This window comes from Microbacterium sp. NIBRBAC000506063, from assembly GCF_017968845.1.
GTDB lineage: Bacteria > Actinomycetota > Actinomycetes > Actinomycetales > Microbacteriaceae > Microbacterium.
In genome coordinates this window covers 543,091-562,825 of sequence record NZ_CP072876.1, presented here as the reverse complement: position 1 = coordinate 562,825, position 19,735 = coordinate 543,091, and the positions used below count along the sequence as shown (strand labels likewise).

The following is a 19,735-nucleotide window of genomic DNA, read 5'->3' as shown; positions in this document are numbered from 1 at the left end:
GACATGAACGAGAACGCCCAGCCCTCACCCGGAGCGCTCACCGGGGTCGTGGTCCTCGACCTGTCCCGCGTGCTGGCGGGCCCTACGCCGCCCAGACGCTTGCCGACCTCGGCGCGACGGTCATCAAGCTGGAGAATCCGCGCGACCCCGACGTCTCCCGCGGCTTCCCGCCCTACCTCAGCGACGGAGAGGAGGAGTTCAGCGCCTACTACGCCCAGTACAACCGGGGAAAGCTCGGCGTCGGGCTGGACCTGGCCACGCCGGAGGGACCCGCGGTGCTCAAGGACCTCGTGCGTTCGGCCGACATCCTGGTGGAGAACTTTCGCCCGGGCACGATGGACAAGCTCGGCGTCGGCTACGACGTGCTCCGCGAGATCAACCCCAAGCTCGTCTACGTCGCCATCTCCGGCTACGGGCAGACCGGTTCGCGCAGTCGCCGACCCGCCTTCGACAACACCGCTCAGGCCGCGGGCGGCATGTGGTCGATGAACGGCTACCCCGGTCAGCCGCCCGTGCGGGTCGGTGTCACGATCGGCGACCTCTCCGCGACCCTGTTCGCCGTCATCGGGACGCTGGCGGCCCTGCGGCACGCCGAGCGCACGGGCGAGGGGCAGCTCGTCGACGTCGCCCAGGTCGACAGCATCCTGGCCCTGACCGAGACCGCCGTGGTCGACTACACCCTGGGCGGCAAGGTCGCCTCTCCGGCCGGCAACGAGCACGCCTGGGTCCGCCCCTACGAACTGTTCGACTGCGCCGACGGGCAGGTCTTCTTCGGCGCCTACACCGACAAGCTCTGGCGGGCCAGCTGCGTGCTCTTCGGCACACCCGAGGTCGCCGACGACCCCGAGATCGACACGATGCGCAAGCGCTTCGACCCCGAGGTGTACGAACGGCGGGTGAAGCCGATCGTCGCGGGCTGGCTCACAGGCCGCACGAAGACGGAGCTGGAGGAGCTGGCCGGCGACGTCGTCCCCTCACGGCGATCAAGACGATCGGCGAGGTCGTGGACGATCCGGGCACCGCCGAGCGCGACATGATCGTCAGCGCCGACTACGGCGATCTCGGCACGCTGCGCATGTTCGGCCAGCCCATCAAGCTCAGCGCGACACCGGCGACCCCTGCACGGACGGCGAACCGTCTCGCCGAGCATGCGGACAAGGTGCTCACGACCTTCGCCGGCTACAGTCCCGAGCGCATCGCCGAACTGCGGGGCGCGGGAGTGCTGCCGTGAGCGTCGTGCGCACCGAGCAGATCCTCACCGCGACGGTCGAGGCCTATCGCGGGACCTTCGCCGCGGCCGAGCCGGCACGCGCCGAGGGCGATGCGCTGCCGCCCGGCTGGGAGGGTTCTTCTTCCCCTTCGCCGTCGCCATGGCCGATCTGCGTCCGGACGGCACCCCGGCCCGTGACGGCGTCCTGCCCGAGATCGACCTGCCGCGACGGATGTACGCGGCGAGGAGACCGCGTTCCTGCATCCGATCCACATCGGCGACGCCGTCACGCAGACCGCGACCGCCGGCCCCGTCGTGGAGAAGGCCGGATCGACCGGGCGCCTCGTCTTCGCCGACATCGAGCGCGAGTTCGCCATGGGCGGCGAGGTCGCGGTGCGCAGCGTCTGGCACGACGTCTTCCTCGAGGCGGCGGACCCCGCCGCGCCGGTGCGCCCGCCGCGCACCGATGCGGAGGCCGCGGCGAAGGCCGACTGGGTCGATGAGCTCGTCCTCGACGCCCGGCAGCTCTTCCGCTTCTCCGCGCTCACCTTCAACACGCACCTCATCCACTACGACCGTGCCTGGGCGCGCGACGTCGAAGGCCTGCCGGACCTCCTCGTGCATGGGCCGCTCACGCGCATCCTCCTGATGGACGCGGCCCGCCGGCATGCGCCCGGTCGGATGCCGGCGACGCTGACGGTGCGGGCGATCGCACCCGTGCTGGTGGATCGCCGCATCCGGCTCGCCGGATCGACGGATGCCGGGACGACCCGCGTCACGGCGCTCGACGACGAGGACGTCGTGCTGGCGACCGCCGAGGTGTCCTGGACGTGACCGTCCGCTCACCGTGCGACGTGCGTGGCCAGGGCCTCGGCCAGCGCCGTCCGCACGCTCTCGATCGCCGCACTTCCGTGCGAGGACGAGCGGGCGGCCGCGAAGATCTCGCGCACCGGGGCCCGGCAGGTCGATGAGCTTCACGCTCGCGCGGTCTCCGCTCCAGATGAGATCGGGCAGCATCGCGACGGCGTGGCCGGCGGCGACCAGGCGCACATGCGCCGTCAGATCGGTCGCCTCGTAGGGGACATCGGGTTCGAAGCCGGCGCCGCGGCACTGCTGCACCGCCCACTGGCGCACGGCCGCGCCGCGCGGTTCGAGGATCCACTCGCGGTAGCGGAGGTCGCTGAGATGCTGGGCCGGGTCTCCCGTGGCACGGCGATCCGGATGGGATCCACCCGAGCAGGGTGCGCTCGACGCCCTCGCCGTACTCGCGCGCCTGCCCCGGGTACTGCTCGGCCACGACGAGGTCGAAGGCCCGTGCCGAGAGCTCGAACAGGGCCTCCTCGGGCGCCATCTCGACGACCTCCAGGCGCAGCCCGGGGCATCGGCGGCGAGTCTGGTCAGCGCCGCGGGCACGAGGGCGTGGGCCGCGGTGGGCATGACCGCGATCCGCACTCGGACCTGCGAGTGCCCGGCGCGGGCGAGGTCGGCGCGGACCTCCTCGTCGAGCTCGAGCATGCGGGCGGCATGGGCGGCCAGGCGCCGTCCGTGGTCGGTGAGCTGAACACGGCGCCCGACGGGCTCGAGCAGCGGCACTCCGGCTTCGCGCTCGAGCTGGGAGAGCTGTTGGGAGACCGTGGACGGGCTGTAGGAGAGCGCCTCGGCGACGCTCGCGATCGTGCCGCGCAGGGAGAGCTCATGCAGCAGGCGCAGGCGTCGCAGCTCGAACACGGCATCCTCCATTCATTCGATGAAACCGAACGGTCATCATCGTTTACGTGCGCTTTTCATAAAGTATCACCGGGAGGACACTGGGAGGAGCGCCCCGGCACGACAGGCGTGCCCTTCAGCAAGGAGACCCCATGTCGATGATCGTTTCCGACCAGATGACCGAGCTGGCGGACGACGCCGTCGCCCTCGTCCAGCGCTGGCTCGAGGAGAGCCGCGAGATCCCGTCGACAAGGCGGCGGAACGTCTCGCCGGCGTCCTCCGCGACGAGAACGGCCTGGCCTTCACGGTCGGCTTCGTCGACGGCGTCGTGCGTCCGGAGGACCTCGGCGTCGCCGCCCGCAACCTCCGCGACCTCGTGCCGCTGACCCCGGCCTTCCTGCCGTGGACGCTGCGCACGCTCATCGGCCTCGGCGGCTTCGTCGCCCCGATCCTGCCGGGCATCGTCGTCCCGATCAGCCGCCGGGTGCTGCGCGGCATGGTCCGTCACCTCATCGTGGACGCCACCGACGCCAAGCTCGGAAAGGCCATCGCCCACATCCGCAAGGACGACGGCGTCCGGCTCAACATCAACCTCCTCGGCGAGGCGATCCTCGGGCAGGAAGAGGCCGCCCGACGCCTCGAGGGCACCCGCAGGCTCCTCACCCGAGACGACGTCGACTACGTCTCGATCAAGGTCTCCTCGACCGTCGCTCCGCACAGCCCTGGGCGTTCGAAGAGGCCGTCGAGCATGCGGTGGCGGCACTCAGCCCGCTCTACACGATCGCGGCCGCCGGCGAGAAGTTCATCAACCTCGACATGGAGGAGTACAAGGACCTCGACCTCACCCTCGCGGTCTTCACGACGATCCTCGACAAGCCGGAGTTCCGGAACCTCGAGGCCGGCATCGTCCTCCAGGCCTATCTGCCTGACGCCCTGGCCGCGATGATCCGCCTGCAGGAGTGGGCGGCGGCCCGCGTCGCCGCCGGCGGCGCCCCGATCAAGGTGCGCGTGGTCAAGGGCGCGAACCTGCCGATGGAGCAGGTCGACGCCGAGACCCACGGCTGGCCCTGGCGACCTGGCACTCCAAGCAGGCGTCGGATGCGTCGTACAAGGCGGTCCTGGACTACTCGCTGCGTCCGGAGCACACCGCGAACGTGCGCATCGGCGTCGCCGGTCACAACCTCTTCGACATCGCCCTCGCCTGGCTCCTGGCCGAGCAGCGCGGAGCGACCGACGGGGTCGAGTTCGAGATGCTGCTGGGCATGGCCTCGGCGCAGGCGGAGGTCGTGCGCCGCACGGTCGGCTCGCTCCTGCTCTACACGCCCGTCGTGCACCCGCAGGAGTTCGACGTCGCCATCGCCTATCTCATCCGTCGCCTGGAGGAGGGCGCCTCTCAGGAGAACTTCATGTCGGCCGTCTTCGACCTCGATGACGAACCGGCGCTGTTCGCCCGCGAACGCGACCGCTTCCTCGCCTCGATCGAGACCATGCCGACCGAGGTGCCGGAGCCGAATCGCCGGCAGGACCGCTCCGCGGCGCCGGAGCCCGCCCCGCGCGGCGGGTTCGAGAACACCCCCGACAGCGACCCGAGTCTCGCTGCGAACCGGCTCTGGGCAGGCGCCATCCGTTCCCGCATGAAGGACTCGACGCTCGGCAACGACACCGTCGAGGCGAACACCCACTCCACGGTCGAGGCCGTCGACCAGGTCATCGAGGCGGCGGTGGCCGCCGGCGCCGCCTGGCGGGAGCTCGGCGCGAAGGGTCGGGCGGAGATCCTCCACCGCGCCGGCGACATCATGGAGCGCCGCCGCGGCGAGCTCCTCGAGGTCATGGGCTCGGAGTGCGGCAAGATCGTCGAGCAGGGCGACCCCGAGGTCTCCGAGGCGATCGACTTCGCCCACTACTACGCCGAGAGCGCCATCGCGCTCGACGAGGTCGACGGCGCCAGCCCCGTGCCGGTCGGACTCACGGTCGTGACCCCTCCGTGGAACTTCCCGGTCGCGATCCCCGCGGGATCGACGCTCGCCGCGCTCGCCGCGGGCTCCCCGGTCATCATCAAGCCCGCCCGGCAGGCGCGCCGCTCCGGCGCCGTCATGGTCGAGGCGCTGTGGGAGGCCGGCGTCCCGCGCGAGGTGCTCCACTACGTGCAGCTCGACGGCCGCGACCTCGGCACGCGCCTGGTCAGTCACCCGGCCGTCGAGCGCCTGATCCTCACCGGCGGCTACGAGACCGCCGAGCTCTTCCGCAGCTTCCGCCCCGATCTGCCGCTGCTGGCCGAGACGAGCGGCAAGAACGCCATCATCGTCACCCCAGCGCCGACCTCGACCTCGCCGCCAAGGACGTCGCCTACTCGGCCTTCGGCCACGCCGGCCAGAAGTGCTCCGCCGCCTCGCTCGTAATCCTCGTGGGGTCGGTGGCTACCTCCGAGCGCTTCCGCCGCCAGCTCATCGACGCCGTCGGCGCCTACCAGGTCGGCATGCCCTGGGAAGGCCCGAGCCGCATCGGCCCGCTCATCGGGCCGGCCGAGGGCAAGCTGAAGCGCGCCCTCACCACTCTCGAGCCCGGCGAGAAGTGGGTCATCGAGCCGCAGAAGCTCGACGCGGACGGCGCCTTGTGGAGCCCGGGCGTCAAGGAGAACGTCGCCCCGGCTCGCCCTACCACCTCACCGAGTACTTCGGCCCGTCCTCGGCATCATGACCGCCGCGACGCTGGAGGACGCCATCGAGCTGGTCAACGCGATCGACTACGGCCTCACCTCCGGCCTGCACTCCCTCGACGAGCGGGAGATCCAGACCTGGCTCGCCGCGGTCGAGGCCGGCAACGTCTACGTCAACCGCGGCACGACCGGTGCGATCGTCCAACGCCAGCCCTTCGGCGGCTGGAAGAAGGCCGCCGTCGGCGCCGGCACCAAGGCCGGCGGTCCGAGCTACCTCTTCGGGCTCTCCACGTGGGAGGACGCCGAGGTGAAGGCGCCGGATGCTGACGGCGACGCCCTCACGGCATCCGTCCTCCGCGCCGCGCTCGGCAGCGACGAAGCCGACGCCCGCTGGCTGCGCTCCGCGCTCTCGACGGACGTCGCCGCCTGGCGGGACGAGTTCGGCGCCGTGCGCGATGCGACGGGGCTCGAGACCGAGCACAATGCGCTGCGCTACCAGGCACTGCCGGTCACCGTGCGGTTCGAGGGCGATCGCGTCGTCGAGCTTCTCCGCGTCGTCGCCGCCGGTGTCCGCACGGGTGCCGCGGTGACGGTGAGCGTCGCCGAGAGACTGCCCGCCAGGTGAGCGCATGGCTGACCGGCGAGGGCGTCGCGCACCACGTCGAAGACGCCGCCGCGTGGGGCCGCCGTGCCGCCGCGCTCGCCGAGACCGGGGGCCGCATCCGGCTCATCGGCGGAGACGTCGCAGGCGTGGCCGCGCACACCGGGGGCTCTCCCGCGGTGGCCGTGTACGGTGGTCAGGTCGTCGCCGCCGGCCGCGTGGAGATGCTGCCCTTCGTGCGAGAGCAGGCGGTGTCGATCACGGCCCACCGCTTCGGCACGCCCCACCGCTACGAGATCGGGCTGCTGGAGCCCGCCAGGAGGACTGCATGAGGCCGAACCCCGACTACGCCGTCGAGGACGCCACGCACATCCGCGCCCTCATCCGCGACAATCCCTGGGCGACGATCGTCACGCATGTGCCCGGTCGGGGTCTGGTCGCATCGCACTACCCGGTGCTGCTGGAGGACGACGAGCGGTCCCTCTCGATCGTCAGTCACGTCGGCAGGCCGGATGAGGGCCTGCACGAGCTCGGCCGGCACGAGACGATGGTCGTCGTCTATGGTCCGCAGGGCTATGTCTCACCCGGGTGGTACGAGATGTCGCCGGCGGTGCCCACGTGGAACTTCGCCGTCGCCCACCTCTACGGCACGCCCGAGATCCTCTCCGACGAGGAGAACCTGCACGTGCTGGAGAAGCTCGTCGAGCACTTCGAGCGCGAGCTGCCCGAGCCCTTCCTGATGAACCGCACGCTCGAGAACGCCGACTACGCCGCGCGCATCGTGCACGGCACGGTCGGGTTCCGGCTGCGGGTGGAGCGCTTCGAGGCCAAGGAGAAGATGAGCCAGGACAAGCCGCGGGAGGTCGTCGAGCGCATCGTCGCGGCGCTGCGCGCCTCCGGGCCCTATGAGAACCATGCCCTCGCGGCGCGGATGACCCAGGTGCACGCGGCGCAGACCGCACCGCACTCCTGACCTCGGAAGGATCCGGATGACCACGCCCTCCGTCGTGCTGCGAGGCGCGCGCCGTGCCGATCAGACCCTCGTCGACATCGTGATCGAGGAGGGGAGGATCGCGCAGATCACCCCTCCGGGACGATCGGATGCCGCCGGCGAGGTCGTCGATGTCGACGGCCGCTACGTCGGACCGGGGCTGTGGGACGCCCATGTGCACTTCACGCAGTGGGTCATCCGCAGCAGGCGGCTGGACCTCACCGGAACCGCGAACGCCGACGAGGTCCTCGCGGTGGTGCGCCGTGCGCTCGAGAGCGACGCGCCGCGCACCGACGGCGTGCTCATCGGCTACGGCTTCCGCGACGGGCTCTGGCCCGCGCCGCCGTCGCTCGAGGCGTTCGACGCGGTCGCACCGAACGACCCGGTCGTCCTCGTCAGCGGCGATCTGCACTGCGCCTGGGTCAACTCGGCCGGCGCGGCCCGACTGGGCATGACGCCGGACGAGACGGGCCTGATCCTCGAGGGCGACTGGATGCGGGCGCAGCACCGCCTCGACGAGGTCGCGCACCTCTCTCCGGCCGCCTACCGCGAGGTGGCCGATGCCGCCGCGCGCCGTGGTGTCGTCGGGATCGTCGAGTACGAGATCGCCGACAACCTCGGCGACTGGCGGACGCGCATCGATGCGGGGGTGACGAGCCTGCGCGTCGACGCGGCCGTCTGGCCGGATCGTCTCGAGGAGACGATCGCCGCCGGTCTCCGCACCGGAGATGTGCTCCACGACAGCGGGCTGCTGCAGATGGGCCGGCTCAAGGTCGTCGTCGACGGCTCGCTGAACACGCGCACCGCCTGGTGCTGGGACCCCTATCCGGGGCTGGATCCTTCGCACCCGCACGCCTGCGGGATGGAGAGCGTGCCCATGCCGGAGCTGCGGCGCCTGCTCGAGCGCGCCCGGGGCGCCGGCATCGAGGCGGCCGTCCACGCGATCGGCGACCGCGCCAACTCCGAGGTGCTCGACGTCTTCGGCGCGCTGGGCATGCAGGGCATCATCGAGCACGCGCAGTTCGTGCGCGAGGACGACTTCGCCCGCTTCGCCCCGCTCGGACTGATCGCCAGCGTCCAGCCCGAGCACGCCATGGACGACCGCGACGTCGCCGACCGCTTCTGGGCCGGGCGCACCGACCGCGCCTTCGCCTTCGGCTCCCTCCATCGCGCGGGCGCCGCGCTGCGCCTGGGCTCGGATGCGCCCGTCTCGCCGCTGGACCCTGGCAGGCCCTCGCGTCGGCCACGGTGCGCAGTCGCGGAGACCGCGAACCCTGGCACCCGGAGCAGCGCCTCGACCTCGGGGTCGCGATGGAGTCCAGCAGTCGCACGCGACTGGCGGTGGGAGCGCCCGCCGACCTCGTCGTCTTCGATCGGGATCCGGCCGCCTGCACGCGCGACGAGCTGCGAGACATGCCCGTGTCGGCGACGCTGCTGGGCGGCCGCTTCACCTGGCGGTCGCTGTGAGCGGCGCGCCGGAGATCGGGACGCTGTTCACCAACGCGAAGGTCTTCACGGGAACCGGCGAGGACGACTTCGTCTCCGCCTTCCGCGTCGAGGAGGGGCGATTCACCTGGATCGGCGACGCCGACACGGTCGCGCACGAGCAGGCCGTCGACCTCGGCGGGCGGACCGTGCTGCCGGGCCTCATCGACAGCCACACGCATCCGGCGCTCGTCATCGCGAACGGGCACTCGGTGGAGTGCTTCCCGCCGGCGGTGACCTCGGTCGAGGAGCTCCTCGCCGCGCTGCGCACCCATCCCGCCCTCGGCGCCGGCCCGGACGCCTGGATCCTCGGCCGCGGCTTCGACGAGACCAAGTACCCCGGAGCGCGGATGCCGACGGCATCCGATCTCGACCGGGTCTCCCGCGATCAGCCGGTGATGGTCTGGCGCTGCGATGCGCACTCCGCCGTGTGCAACACGCGCGCGCTGGAGCTCGCGGGATCACGGCGGACACGCCCGATCCGAGCGGAGCCCGCTTCGAGCGCGACGCCGATGGCGAGCCCAACGGCGTCCTCACCGAGATCGCCGCCACCGCCGCCGTCACGCGCGTGATGCCCGCACCCTCGCGCGAGGAGCAGGTTGCCGCCCTCCTCGCGATCGGCGAGGAGCTCGCCTCCCGCGGGATCGTCGCGGTGTGCGACCTGCTCTCCACGCGCATCGACGACCCCCTCGGCACGTTCCGTGCCGCCGCGGCGGCGGGCCTGCGCACGAAGGTCGCGCTCTACCCCGGGTGGGATCCGGAGCAGCCGCTGGCCGACCTCGCCCCGGGCGACCGCGAAGGCGACATCCGCGTCGCCGGCGTGAAGGTCGTGCTCGACGGCGCCTACTCGAACCGGACCGCCTGGGTGCACGAGCCCTACCCGGACTCCTGCGACCACGGACTGCGTGTGGCCTCCGACGAGGACGTTCTCGCCGCGGGGCCTGGGCGCGACGCAACGGCGTGCAGCTCGCGGTGCACGCGATGGGCGACCGCGCCCTCGACCGGGTGATGGAGCTCTTCGCCGACGAAGACCCCTGGCTGGACGGGATCCCCTCGGTGCGGATCGAGCATGCGACGATCATCAGCGAGGAGTATGCCGCCCGTCTGCGCGATGCCCGTATGAGCTTCGGCGTCGCCACGCACACGGTGTTCTTCTTCGCCGAGTACGACGGCTACGAGACCGCGCTGCACGAGGTGCAGCTTGCTGATGCTTATCCGATCGAGCGTCTCTATCGCACGGTCGGGCCGCTCGCGCTGTCCTCGGATCGTCCGGCGACGGCGTGGAGCGGGGCGGATGATGTGATGCTCTCGATCGAGGCCGCGGTGCGCCGCCGCGCTTACAACGGTGTGGAGTTCGGGGCGGATGCCGCCATCACCGCCGCGCAGGCGGTGCTGCTCTACACCGGCCGAGCGGCCACGCTCTCACCGCTCGAGGGCGTGGGGCGCATCGCTGAGGGCTTCGATGCGAGCTTCGTCGTGCTGGACCGGGACCTGTTCACCGTGGCGGAGGAGGAGATCTCCGCGGTGCGGGCCGCGCAGACCTGGATCCGCGGCGAGCTGGTCTACGAGCGCTGAACCGAGCCCAGAAGATCCGCGTTGTGCTCGCCGAGACGCGGTGCCGGCCCGAGCGGCACAGTTCCGTTCGTGCCGAGGCTGAGCGGGCGATGAGCACACCGTCGTCCTCGTAGACCATCCCCATCGCCTCGGCCTGCTCGCCGCGGGCCGCCTCGTCGGCGCGTCGCACGCGCGCGACCAGCACCCGATGCGCCTGGAGCCGCTCCACGACCTCGTCGAGGGCGAGCTCCGCCAGCCGGGCGGCCAAGAGGTCTTCGAGGCGGTCGCGGTCGCGCACGCGTCCCTCGTTGCGGGTCCACTCCGCACGGCCGAGCTCCTCCTCCAGGTTCAGCGCCGCGGCCAGCCGCACGAACATGGGGTCGTTGGTGGCCCGAGCACCGCGTGCCCGTCCGCGACCGGGAAGGCGCGGTAGGGCACGATCGAGGGATGCGCGCTGCCCCAGGGCGCGGGGCCGGGCCGCCGGCGGTCGACGCGGCGATCACCGTCCCCAGCGAGCTCAGCGCCGTCGCGAACAGCGACACCTCGATCCGCCGGCCCCGGCCGGTGCGCTCGCGCTCCAGGAGGGCGGCGAGCACGCCGTTGATCATCGACATCCCGGTGGCGATGTCGACCATCGCGACCCCGGAGCGCACCGGCCCGCCGTCCTCGTAGCCGGTGACCTGCATGAGGCCCGACTCCGCCTCGACCGTCACCGCGGTGCCCGGTTCGGTCGACAGCGGACCGATCGGGGAGAAACCGCTGATCGACGCGTAGACGAGCCGGGGAATCGCCCCGCAGCTCGTCGGCGCCGACGCCGAGCCGTTCGGCGACCCCGGGCGGAAGCTCTCGACGACGACGTCCGCCTCGGCGATGAGGCCGAGGGCGCGCTCGCGGTCGTCGTCGCGGGTGAGGTCGAGGGTCACGCTGCGCTTGCCGCGGTTGATCGCGTGGAAGTAGGCGCTGTCGTCCCCGACGAAGGGCGGTCCCCACGCGCGGGTGTCGTCGCCGGCATCCGGCTTCTCGATCTTGATCACGTCGGCGCCGAGCTCGGCGAGCGTCATGGTCGCGTAGGGACCGGCCAGCAGGCGCGTGAAGTCGATCACCCGGATGCCGCGCAACGGCAGGAAGGAGCCGGGCGGCGGGGTGTCGAGATGGTCGGTCACGGACGCTCCTGTTCGATCGGACAGTGAGAGCGGCGACGCTGCGGGGGAAGCTCTCGTCGCCACGCTACCCGCGTGGGCGTCCGGCCAGGATGGGGTCTCCACACACGGAAACCCGAACAGGGTGGTGCACAGACCCATTCGAGACGCGCGTGCCGCCGCATAGGGTGAGGGCACGCCCCACGAGAACCAGGAGTGATCGGATGCCGTCCCTGCTGCTGCGCAACGCCCGCCTGCTCGGAAGGAGCGAGGTCGGCGACGTGCGCATCGTCGACGGAAGGGTCGCCGAGATCGCCCCGCCGGCTGCGCTCGCGGACGAGTCCTCCGAACCGGTGGATCTCGACGGCCGGGTGCTCTCGCCGGGCCTGTGGGACGAGCACGTGCACTTCACGCAATGGGTGATCCGGCGTTCCCGCTTCGACCTCTCGGAGACGCGCAGCGCCGCGGACGTGCTCGTCCGGGTGCAGGAGGTGCTGGCATCCGGAGACCACGAGCCGGGGCGCATGATCACCGGTTATGGATTCCGCGACGGGACCTGGCCGGATGCGCCGAGTCTGGCCGCCCTCAACGCCGTCAGCGGCGCGACCCCGATCATCCTCATCAGCGGCGATCTGCACTGCGCGTGGATGAACTCCCTGGCCGGTGAGCGCACCGGTCACGCACTGGACGCCAGCGGCCTCGTGCGGGAGGGCCGTGGCTGCGCACGCCGGCGCACCTGCGCGACGAGGGCTCGCCGACACCGCAGCGATTCCGGGAGGCCGCGGAGGCGGCGGCGCGGCGCGGTGTGGTCGGCATCGTCGAGTTCGAGCACGCCGACAATGTCGCGGAATGGCCCGAGCGCGTGGCGTCCGGTCTCGATCTCCTGCGCGTCGAGACCTCGATCTGGCCCGAGTACCTCGAGGGGGCCGTGGCCGCCCGGCTGCGCACCGGTGATGTCCTCGAGCCCCGGGGGCTGGTCACGATGGGGCCGCTGAAGGTCGTCGTCGACGGCTCGCTCAACACACGGACGGCATGGTGCTGGGATCCTTATCCGGGCATCGGACCGGACGCGGAGCATCCCTGCGGCGTCGCCACGGTCCCGCCGGAGGAGCTGCGGCGCCTTCTGCGCCATGCGATCCCGCACGGCATCGCCCCGGCCGTGCACGCGATCGGAGACCGCGCCAATACCGAAGTGCTCGACATCTTCGCCGAGTTCGGGGTCGCCGGACGCATCGAGCACGCGCAGCTCGTCCGTAGCGAGGACTTCGCGCGGTTCGGGACCCTCGGGGTCACCGCGAGCGTGCAACCCGAACATGCGATGGACGATCGCGACGTCGCAGACCGGCACTGGGAAGGGCGCACGGACCGGGCCTTCGCGCTGCGCTCGCTGCACGAGGGAGGTGCGACGCTGCGCTTCGGCTCCGATGCGCCGGTGGCACCGCTGGATCCCTGGATCTGGATCGATGCCGCCACACGCCGTCGTCGGGTGGACGTGAACCATGGCATCCGGAGCAGCGGATCCCCTCGATCTCGCCCTCGCCGGGAGCATGCGCGGAAAGACCACCGTATCGGTGGGCGATGTTGCCGATCTCGCGGTTCTCGACCTCGATCCGCAGGGGCAGGATTCGAGCGGCTTCGGGAGCTCCCCGTCTCCGGAACGCTGCTTGCCGGACGCTGGACCTGGCGTGGGCTCTGAGTGCGTGCCCGAACCGTCGGGAGGCGGCGGCACGCAGGAGACATCGGACGAGGGGAACACCTCGCGGTGAAGAAGAAACGCGCGCGGTGACTCAGGCGTCGATGATGATCGTCACGGTGTCCCGGACCAGTCGAAGTGCGGCCTGGCCCACGTTGCCGAGCCTCTCGCCCACCCGCGTCGTGGCGACAGATCGGATGTGCTGGCACTGCGCGGCGGAGACGGCACCGAGTCCGTTGTGCTCATCGGGTTCGATGACGATCTCGGACCCGCTGTTGCGGATCGTGCGGGTGAGGGGGATCACCTGGATGACGTTCGGCTCGCCACGGAGGATCCGCTCGGCGGTGACGACGATGGCGGGCCTGCGCAGGCCCGCCTCGGCACCTGCGGGTACGCCGAGGTCGAGTTCGACGACATCACCCGGCGTCAGCATCGAGCCAGGCGAGTTCGTCGTCGCGTAGCGGGCGGAGAGGTCGCGTCCGATGGCCTCCTGCTCGAGCAGCCGCGCGGCACGGGAAACGGTGTCGGTCAGAGTTTCGCCACGCCTGGCCGCCAGATCGTTGAGTGTGTCGCGGGTGGTGCGGCTGACCCGGATCGTCGTCGTATCGCTCATGCTATCCAGGATAGGCTGTGTAGATGTATTTGTCTACATGCTCTCCGCCCCACAGATCCGACTTGGCGGAGACGGACAGAGCCTGTCGTCGCCCCTGCGGGTCTCTCACTCGCCGAGCAGCCGCACGCGGCAGGCGAGTTCGACGGCGAAGCGGACGTCGGGGTCGTCGAGGTCCAGATCCAGGGCTTCGCGGATCCACCGCATCCGGTACCCCACGGCGTTGGGGTGCAGCATGAGGCGCTGCGCGGCCTGGGCCAGGGAGTTCTGCGTGCTGAGGTAGGCCACGAGGGTGCGCACCGCCGTCATCGAGCGCTCAGGGCCCAACTCGTCGAGCGGATGCAGCACGTCCTGCAGGAGACCGCGGCTCGTCGGTGAGGCGTAGAAGTCCAGCAGCACGCGGCGAAGTCCGGTGACATCGGTCGTCTCGACCCCGCCGAGGCGGCCGGCCGCGATGGCCGAGTCTGCGGACACCCGCGCCTCGGCAGCCGACTGTCGCAGTCCTACGGCCCCGTCTGCGGAGTGCCCAGGCCCAGCGTATAGGCCCACTCCTCGCCGGCGAGCGATTGCGCGTAGCGCTGGATGCTCACGGCGACCTCCCGCAGGCGCCGCTGGTGGTCGCCGGCGCCGTGCTCCTCCGTGCTGACGATGAGCGCGTCGTCCTGGATGCGGGCGAAATGCCACATCTCCGGATGCTCCTCGACGAGCTGCAGCGCGAAGAGCTCGATCGCCGGCGCCACGGCGTGCGGGGCGACAGCTCGGGGTCCCCGCGATGGCGGGGGCGCAGCAGCGCGGCGGCATGGGAGAGCTGCAGGGGAAGACCCAGGCGCGCGGCGGGGCCACGAAGGCATCCACCCTGGCCGCCTCGGCCAGCACCAGCTCGACGATGAGGTCGGCCCGCGACTGCGTCGGGCGAAGCGCTCTCGCATGCGTCGCTGGAGGGCGCGGGAGACGAGGGAAGCGACGACCGGGACGGCGACGGATGCTGCGGCATCCGAGTCGTCGGCGACGATTCTGCCGACCGGGACCTCGCCGACGAAGACGGCGCTGCTGTCGGTCCATCCGACGTTCGGATCGTCGCGCATCGAGAGGGGCGCGCCGAGCGCGGAGCCGGCCGCGGCCAGGATGTCGTCCGCGGTGCTGTGCGGGTCGGCCGCGCATTCTGCGGCTTTCTCGATCGCGAAGGCCGCACGGGTCATGCTCTCGGCGGCGCCGCCGCTGAGCACTCGGTCGATCGCCACGGCGAGCTCGGTGCCGTGGATGCTCGTGGAGACCAGCAGCGGCATCTCGCCGCGCGCCGCGAGCACTCCGGCTGTCTCGGTCAGGGCGAAGTCCGGGGAGAAGATGAGTCCGGAAAGGCGCAGCGCGCTGGCCTGCCGCACCGCAACGTCGATCAAGTAGGGCGCGGGCGAGGCCTGGCCCGAGATGATGGCGAGGGTGCCGGGCAGGAGGCGCCCGAGCGTGTCGAGCGAGACGACCTCGACGCGCTCGATGGGTTCGCCTCGGGAAGGGCCGGCGATGGCGCGTATGCCCAGACGATCCGCCTGTCGCCGCAGATCTGTGACGGTTAACTGTGCCATAAACACAATCTAGGAGATTTCTCTAATCTATCAACACATTGTGTGAAGACAGAGGGCTTTCTACTGTCGATGCATGGCCTCTGTTCCCCTCTCTGCTCCGACCCCCGTTCAGCGCAAGCTGACGCACGTTTCCGCCGAGGACGTGGCGGCGCTCGCAGTCGGCGCGGCGATCTTCGGCACCGGCGGCGGCGGGGCCGTCTATGCTGCGGAGCGAATCGTCGAGCGCACCCTGCGCGAGCACGGCCCTGTCGAGCTCCTCCAGGTCGAGGACCTCACCGAGGACGACGCCGTGATCATGATGTCGGGAATCGGTGCACCCACCGTCGGCATCGAGATGCTGTCCTCGTCGGCGCAGGCCGAGACGCTCCTGCGCGAGGCCGAGATCGTCGCCGGTCGCAAGATCACCGCGCTCATGCCGGCCGAGATCGGCGGCAGCAACGGCGTCTCCCCGATCGGGTGGGCATCCCGGCTGGGAGTGAAGATCCTCGACGCCGACGGCATGGGGCGTGCCTTCCCCGAGGCGACCATGATCTCGCCGAACGTCGCCGGCATCCCCTGCGACTTCTCCGTGCAGTGCGATGTCGTCGGAAACGTCATCGTGAAGAAGACGATCGATCTCAAGTGGCTCGAACGGCATGCACGCGCCAGCGTCGTCGCCGCCGGCGGCATCTGCCTCGGCGCACACTACCTGCTGACCTCCGAGACGGCGCCCGGTGCCGTCATCGAGGGCACGGTCAGCCAGGCGATCCGTACCGGCCATGCGCTGCTTTCCTCCTCGGAGCCGGTGAGCGCCGTCGCCGAGGAGCTGAAGGCCGCCGTGCTCATCACTGGCAAGATCTCCGATGTCGCCCGGCGCACCGAGGGCGGCTTCGTCCGCGGTTCGGTCACGATCACCGGCACCGGCACGGACCGCGGCCGGCTGCAGCGCATCGAACTGCAGAACGAGAACCTGGTGGTGCTCGAGGACGGCGAGGTGCTCGTGAGCGTCCCCGACCTCGTCACGATCGTCGATGCCGAGACCGGGCACGCGATCTCCACCGAGATGCTCCGCTACGGTCAGCGCGTCTCGGTGCTGGCCTGGGCCTGCGATCCGCTGTGGCGCACCGAGCGCGGACTGGAGCTGGCCGGCCCCGGCGCCTTCGGCTACGACCTTCCCTACATCCCCTTCGAGCGAAAGAGCGCACGATGACCCGCGAGCGAGAACTGTCCATCGGCGTCGATGTCGGCGGAACCAACACCGACACCGTGGTGCTGGATCGCGCAGGAGCGGTGATCGCGAGCACGAAGAAGCCGACCACCGAGGATGTCATCGGCGGCATCCGCGCGGGCATCGCCCAGGTGCTCGGCGAGATCGGAGACCGGCGCTCGCAGGTCTCGCGCGTCATGCTCGGCACGACGCATGCGACCAATGCGATCGTCGCCCGCAGAAGCCTCGCCAAGGTCGCGATGGTGCGCCTGGGCGCGCCGGCGGCGACGGAATGGCCGCCGCTGACCGCCTGGCCGGAGGATCTCGCGAGCAGCGTCCTCGCCGGAGCGGCGATGCTCGGCGGCGGGCACATGGTCGACGGCACGCCGATCTCGCCGCTGGACCGGGACGGGGTGCGCAGATTCCTCGACTCCCTCGCCGGTTCCTACGATGCGATCGCGGTGTGCGGCATCTTCAGCCCGTCCTTTCCGGAGCAGGAGCTCGAGGTGGCCGCGCTCATCCGCGATCACATCGGGCAGGACGCCCGCGTCTTCCTCAGCCAGGACATCGGGCCGACGGGACTGATCGAGCGCGAGAACGCCACCCTGCTCAACGCGGCGCTGCACCGCGTCGCCCACGATGTGACACATGCGCTCCTGGATGTCGTGCGCGAGCAGGATCTCGACACCGAGACCTACTTCGCGCAGAACGACGGAACTCTCATGTCGCTGGACTACGCCGAGCAGTTCCCGGTCCTCACCATCGGATCCGGACCCGCCAACTCCATCCGCGGCGCTGCCTATCTCTCCGGGACCGACAACGCGATCGTCGTCGACGTCGGGGGCACCACGAGCGACCTCGGAGTCCTCGTCAACGGCTTCCCCCGCGAATCCACGCTCCCGCGCGAGATCGGTGGCGTGCAGACAAACTTCCGGATGCCGGACATCCTCAGCGTCGGCATCGGCGGCGGCACCATCGTCGATGTCGACACGGGACGGGTCGGTCCGCAGTCGCTCGGCTACCGCATCGATCGCGAAGCGCTGCTGTTCGGAGGCTCCACCCCGACACTGACGGATGCCGCGGCGCTGGCCGGATCCACCATCACCGGGCGTGCGCTCCCGGCGCTGTCGAAGTCGACCAAGGCGGCGCTGAGCGGAGCGCTGGAGATCACCTCGGCGAAGCTCGAGGAAGCGGTCGAGCGACTCTCGCTGGGCCGTGTGGATCTGCCCCTCGTCGTCGTCGGCGGCGGCGGCTTCCTCGTGCCCGAGCAGCTCGCCGGCATCGGGGACGTGATCCGACCCGACTTCGGCGGCGTTGCCAACGCCGTCGGCGCGGCGATCTCGCTCGCCGGCGGGCGGGCCGACCAGATCGCCGATCTCGAGGACCGCGAGGCCGCGATCGAGTCCGCGTCGCAGGCCGCGATCGCCAAGGCGATCCAGGCCGGGGCCGATCCGCTCCAGGTCGAGGTCGTCGACGTGCTCGAGACCTCCATCTCCTACTCGGCCCGCCCCACCGTGAACATCGCGGTGAAGGCGGCCGGGCCCCTCTCGCACTTGGGCGCGGCCACGCCGACGCCCGTATGAAGACCGCACCACACGCACCAATACCCGATTGAGGAGAATGCAATGAAACGCAGGAGTGCACTACCGGTCGCGGCCGGATTCATCGCCCTCGCGATGACAATGGCGTCATGTTCGGGTTCCACCGAGAACGGAGCATCCGGCGAGGGTGACCCCGTCTCGGGCGGGACTTTCCGTCATGCGGTCTTCCCGGAGGTCGGCAGCATCATCCCGATGAGCGCCAACCAGCCGCAGGAGATCCAGGTCATCACCTACGCCTACGAGTCGCTCATCTACACGGACGAGTCGGGCGAGCGCCTGCCGTGGCTCGCCGAGTCCTGGGAGGTGAACGAGGACGGCACGGCCGTGACGTTCCAGCTGAAGGAGGGCGTGACCTTCCACGACGGCACCGAGTTCGACGCGGAGATCGCGGCGGAGAACATCAACTACCACACCGACCCCGACAACGTGTCGGTGCTCTCGGACGTCCTCCCCGCAGGACTCAGCGCCACCGGCTCCGGTCTCACGCTCGAGGTGACCGCCGGCCAGCCCGACCCGTTCCTCGCGAGCATCATCGGAAACATCCGGATGGTCGGTTCGGCCGGTCTCGCCGACCCGCGAGTCTCGAAGCGTCATCGAACGGCACCGGTCTGTATGCGCTCACGGGCGTTGCGGCAGGCCGCTACACCTTCGAGACCCGTGACGACTACACCTGGGGTCCGGACGGACTCACCTCGGAGACCGCGGGGCTTCCCGACGGTCTCGAGATCACCGTGGTCACCGATGCGTCGACGCGGGCGAACCTGCTGATCTCCGGCGAGCTCAACGCGGCCGCCGTCGAGGGACCGGATCAGGACCGCCTCGACGCGGCGGGCTTCGAGTACGCCGGCACGATCAACCCGATCGGCCAGATGCTCTTCAACGAGCGACCGGATCGCCCCACCAGCGACCCGCTCGTGCGCGAGGCGCTCATCCTCGGCTACAACCACGAGGATGCGGCGCAGGTCGTCTCGGGCGGTCGTCCGGTGGAGCTGACCTCGTGGATCACGGAGGCTCCGTTCACGTGCTTCAGCGAGACCCCGGTCTGGGAGCGACCCGCATCCGATCCGGCTCGCGCCGGTCAGTTGCTGGATCAGGCCGGCTGGACGGCCGGTGCGGACGGGACGCGCTCGCGCGACGGCGATCCGTTGTCGATCAACTTCATCTACGACGCCACATCCAGCTCGCACGCCTCGGCCGCGGAGCTCGTGGCGCAGGACTGGGACGAGCTGGGCATCGCGACGAACCTCATCGCGATGGACGGCGCGGCATGGTCGGAGTACCTCTACGAGACCTTCGACTACGACACCGGATGGATCCAGATCGGCGTCGGCAGCCCGGTGACGCAGAACCTCTTCTACGGCGGGGCCTTCCCCGAGGACGGCGGCCTGAACTTCATGGGCACGCGCAACGAGGACTACCTCGGGTACGCCGCCCTCGCCAGTTCGGCGGCCAATGAGGAGGAGGCCTGCGGATACTGGAAGCAGGCGGAGCAGATCGTCGTGGAGAACTTCCACACGTTCCTGCTCACCGGCACCATCCGCCCGACCTACATGTCGGGCGCAACCTTCGAGATCACCGACTACATCCAGCCGGTCACGATCCGCATGACCGAGTGATCTGCCGACGATGACAACGACACGCACCCGGGTGTACGGGCCGGTGACCGGCTCGCTGATGCTCCTCAAGGAGCGTCGCAGCCGGCTCTCGCCCCGCACCGACTTC

General features: G+C 70.7%; 13 protein-coding genes and 7 pseudogenes. 14 read left to right on the top strand and 6 right to left on the bottom strand.

All coding sequences use genetic code 11. The features are described from left to right. Nucleotides 1-122: 122 nt before the first annotated feature. Nucleotides 123-1,231: pseudogene (locus KAE78_RS03115) on the top strand (CaiB/BaiF CoA transferase family protein). A 294-nt stretch (nucleotides 1,232-1,525) separates the two neighbouring features. After that, the gene (locus KAE78_RS03110; protein ID WP_223172532.1) at nucleotides 1,526-2,044 is read left to right on the top strand and encodes a hypothetical protein; all 519 of its coding nucleotides are present in this window, start codon (nucleotides 1,526-1,528) and stop codon (nucleotides 2,042-2,044) included. Nucleotides 2,045-2,176: 132 nt separating this feature from the next. On the opposite strand, the pseudogene KAE78_RS03105 reads toward KAE78_RS03110, so the two are convergent. After that, nucleotides 2,177-2,950 (bottom strand): annotated as a pseudogene (locus tag KAE78_RS03105) (LysR family transcriptional regulator); the annotation flags it as partial. 119 nt (nucleotides 2,951-3,069) lie between these two features. On the opposite strand from KAE78_RS03105, the pseudogene KAE78_RS03100 reads away from it, so the two are divergent. The 6 genes and pseudogenes from KAE78_RS03100 (at nucleotide 3,070) to KAE78_RS17225 (ending at nucleotide 10,225) form a co-directional block, all read left to right on the top strand. Next, nucleotides 3,070-6,506, top strand: a pseudogene (locus tag KAE78_RS03100) (bifunctional proline dehydrogenase/L-glutamate gamma-semialdehyde dehydrogenase). Then, a complete protein-coding gene (locus KAE78_RS03095) occupies nucleotides 6,503-7,147 on the top strand; it encodes an FMN-binding negative transcriptional regulator (protein ID WP_223171747.1) in 645 nt (214 codons plus the stop codon). Before KAE78_RS03100 ends, KAE78_RS03095 begins: the two are co-directional and overlap by 4 nt. Nucleotides 7,148-7,163: 16 nt before the next feature. Further along, nucleotides 7,164-8,339, top strand: a pseudogene (locus KAE78_RS19260) (amidohydrolase family protein); the annotation flags it as partial. 25 nt (nucleotides 8,340-8,364) lie between these two features. Next, nucleotides 8,365-9,222 carry an amidohydrolase family protein gene (locus KAE78_RS19255; protein ID WP_411156010.1) on the top strand — a complete coding sequence of 286 codons (858 nt, stop codon included), beginning with the start codon at nucleotides 8,365-8,367 and terminating at the stop codon, nucleotides 9,220-9,222. After that, the gene (locus tag KAE78_RS19250; protein WP_411156009.1) at nucleotides 9,111-9,659 is read left to right on the top strand and encodes an amidohydrolase family protein; all 549 of its coding nucleotides are present in this window, start codon (nucleotides 9,111-9,113) and stop codon (nucleotides 9,657-9,659) included. The genes KAE78_RS19255 and KAE78_RS19250 overlap by 112 nt, the downstream gene beginning before the upstream one ends. Next, a complete protein-coding gene (locus tag KAE78_RS17225; protein ID WP_262927730.1) occupies nucleotides 9,632-10,225 on the top strand; it encodes an amidohydrolase family protein in 594 nt (197 codons plus the stop codon). The genes KAE78_RS19250 and KAE78_RS17225 overlap by 28 nt, the downstream gene beginning before the upstream one ends. On the opposite strand, the gene KAE78_RS19245 is transcribed toward KAE78_RS17225, so the two are convergent. Together KAE78_RS19245 and KAE78_RS19240 are read right to left on the bottom strand one after the other, a co-directional pair. Further along, entirely contained in the window at nucleotides 10,146-10,580 is a 435-nt protein-coding gene (locus tag KAE78_RS19245) for a CoA transferase (RefSeq protein ID WP_411156008.1), read from the bottom strand. The two genes, KAE78_RS17225 and KAE78_RS19245, sit on opposite strands and share 80 nt — an antisense overlap. Before the next feature lie 115 nt (nucleotides 10,581-10,695). After that, nucleotides 10,696-11,265: pseudogene (locus tag KAE78_RS19240) on the bottom strand (CoA transferase); the annotation flags it as partial. Between the two features lie 191 nt (nucleotides 11,266-11,456). On the opposite strand from KAE78_RS19240, the pseudogene KAE78_RS17220 reads away from it, so the two are divergent. Further along, nucleotides 11,457-11,963, top strand: a pseudogene (locus KAE78_RS17220) (amidohydrolase family protein); the annotation flags it as partial. 185 nt (nucleotides 11,964-12,148) lie between these two features. Continuing rightward, nucleotides 12,149-13,039: an amidohydrolase family protein gene (locus KAE78_RS17215; protein ID WP_262927728.1), complete on the top strand. Its 891-nt coding sequence runs from the start codon at nucleotides 12,149-12,151 to the stop codon at nucleotides 13,037-13,039. A 91-nt stretch (nucleotides 13,040-13,130) separates the two neighbouring features. Here KAE78_RS17215 and KAE78_RS03070 read toward each other — a convergent pair whose 3' ends face one another. The 3 genes from KAE78_RS03070 to KAE78_RS03060 all read right to left on the bottom strand — a co-directional run bounded on the left by KAE78_RS03070 (nucleotide 13,131) and on the right by KAE78_RS03060 (nucleotide 15,226). Next, nucleotides 13,131-13,649, bottom strand: coding sequence for a type II toxin-antitoxin system PemK/MazF family toxin (locus KAE78_RS03070; RefSeq protein WP_223171746.1), 519 nt, complete (start codon nucleotides 13,647-13,649; stop codon nucleotides 13,131-13,133). Nucleotides 13,650-13,754: 105 nt separating this feature from the next. After that, nucleotides 13,755-14,120 (bottom strand): helix-turn-helix domain-containing protein, encoded by a 366-nt coding sequence (locus KAE78_RS03065; RefSeq protein ID WP_223171744.1) that lies wholly within the window; start codon nucleotides 14,118-14,120, stop codon nucleotides 13,755-13,757. A gap of 29 nt (nucleotides 14,121-14,149) precedes the next feature. Further along, nucleotides 14,150-15,226 carry a hypothetical protein gene (locus KAE78_RS03060; protein WP_223171741.1) on the bottom strand — a complete coding sequence of 359 codons (1,077 nt, stop codon included), beginning with the start codon at nucleotides 15,224-15,226 and terminating at the stop codon, nucleotides 14,150-14,152. 142 nt (nucleotides 15,227-15,368) lie between these two features. Here KAE78_RS03060 and KAE78_RS03055 point away from each other — a divergent pair, with 142 nt between their 5' ends. The 4 genes and pseudogenes from KAE78_RS03055 to KAE78_RS03045 all read left to right on the top strand — a co-directional run bounded on the left by KAE78_RS03055 (nucleotide 15,369) and on the right by KAE78_RS03045 (nucleotide 19,629). Continuing rightward, nucleotides 15,369-16,415: a DUF917 domain-containing protein gene (locus tag KAE78_RS03055; RefSeq protein WP_262927727.1), complete on the top strand. Its 1,047-nt coding sequence runs from the start codon at nucleotides 15,369-15,371 to the stop codon at nucleotides 16,413-16,415. Continuing rightward, nucleotides 16,412-17,995: a hydantoinase/oxoprolinase N-terminal domain-containing protein gene (locus KAE78_RS03050; protein ID WP_223171738.1), complete on the top strand. Its 1,584-nt coding sequence runs from the start codon at nucleotides 16,412-16,414 to the stop codon at nucleotides 17,993-17,995. The genes KAE78_RS03055 and KAE78_RS03050 overlap by 4 nt, the downstream gene beginning before the upstream one ends. A 42-nt stretch (nucleotides 17,996-18,037) precedes the next feature. After that, nucleotides 18,038-18,472 (top strand): annotated as a pseudogene (locus KAE78_RS18270) (ABC transporter substrate-binding protein); the annotation flags it as partial. Between the two features lie 149 nt (nucleotides 18,473-18,621). Beyond that, nucleotides 18,622-19,629, top strand: a complete 1,008-nt coding sequence (locus KAE78_RS03045) for an ABC transporter substrate-binding protein (RefSeq protein ID WP_262927822.1) — start codon at nucleotides 18,622-18,624, stop codon at nucleotides 19,627-19,629. Nucleotides 19,630-19,735 lie beyond the last annotated feature (106 nt).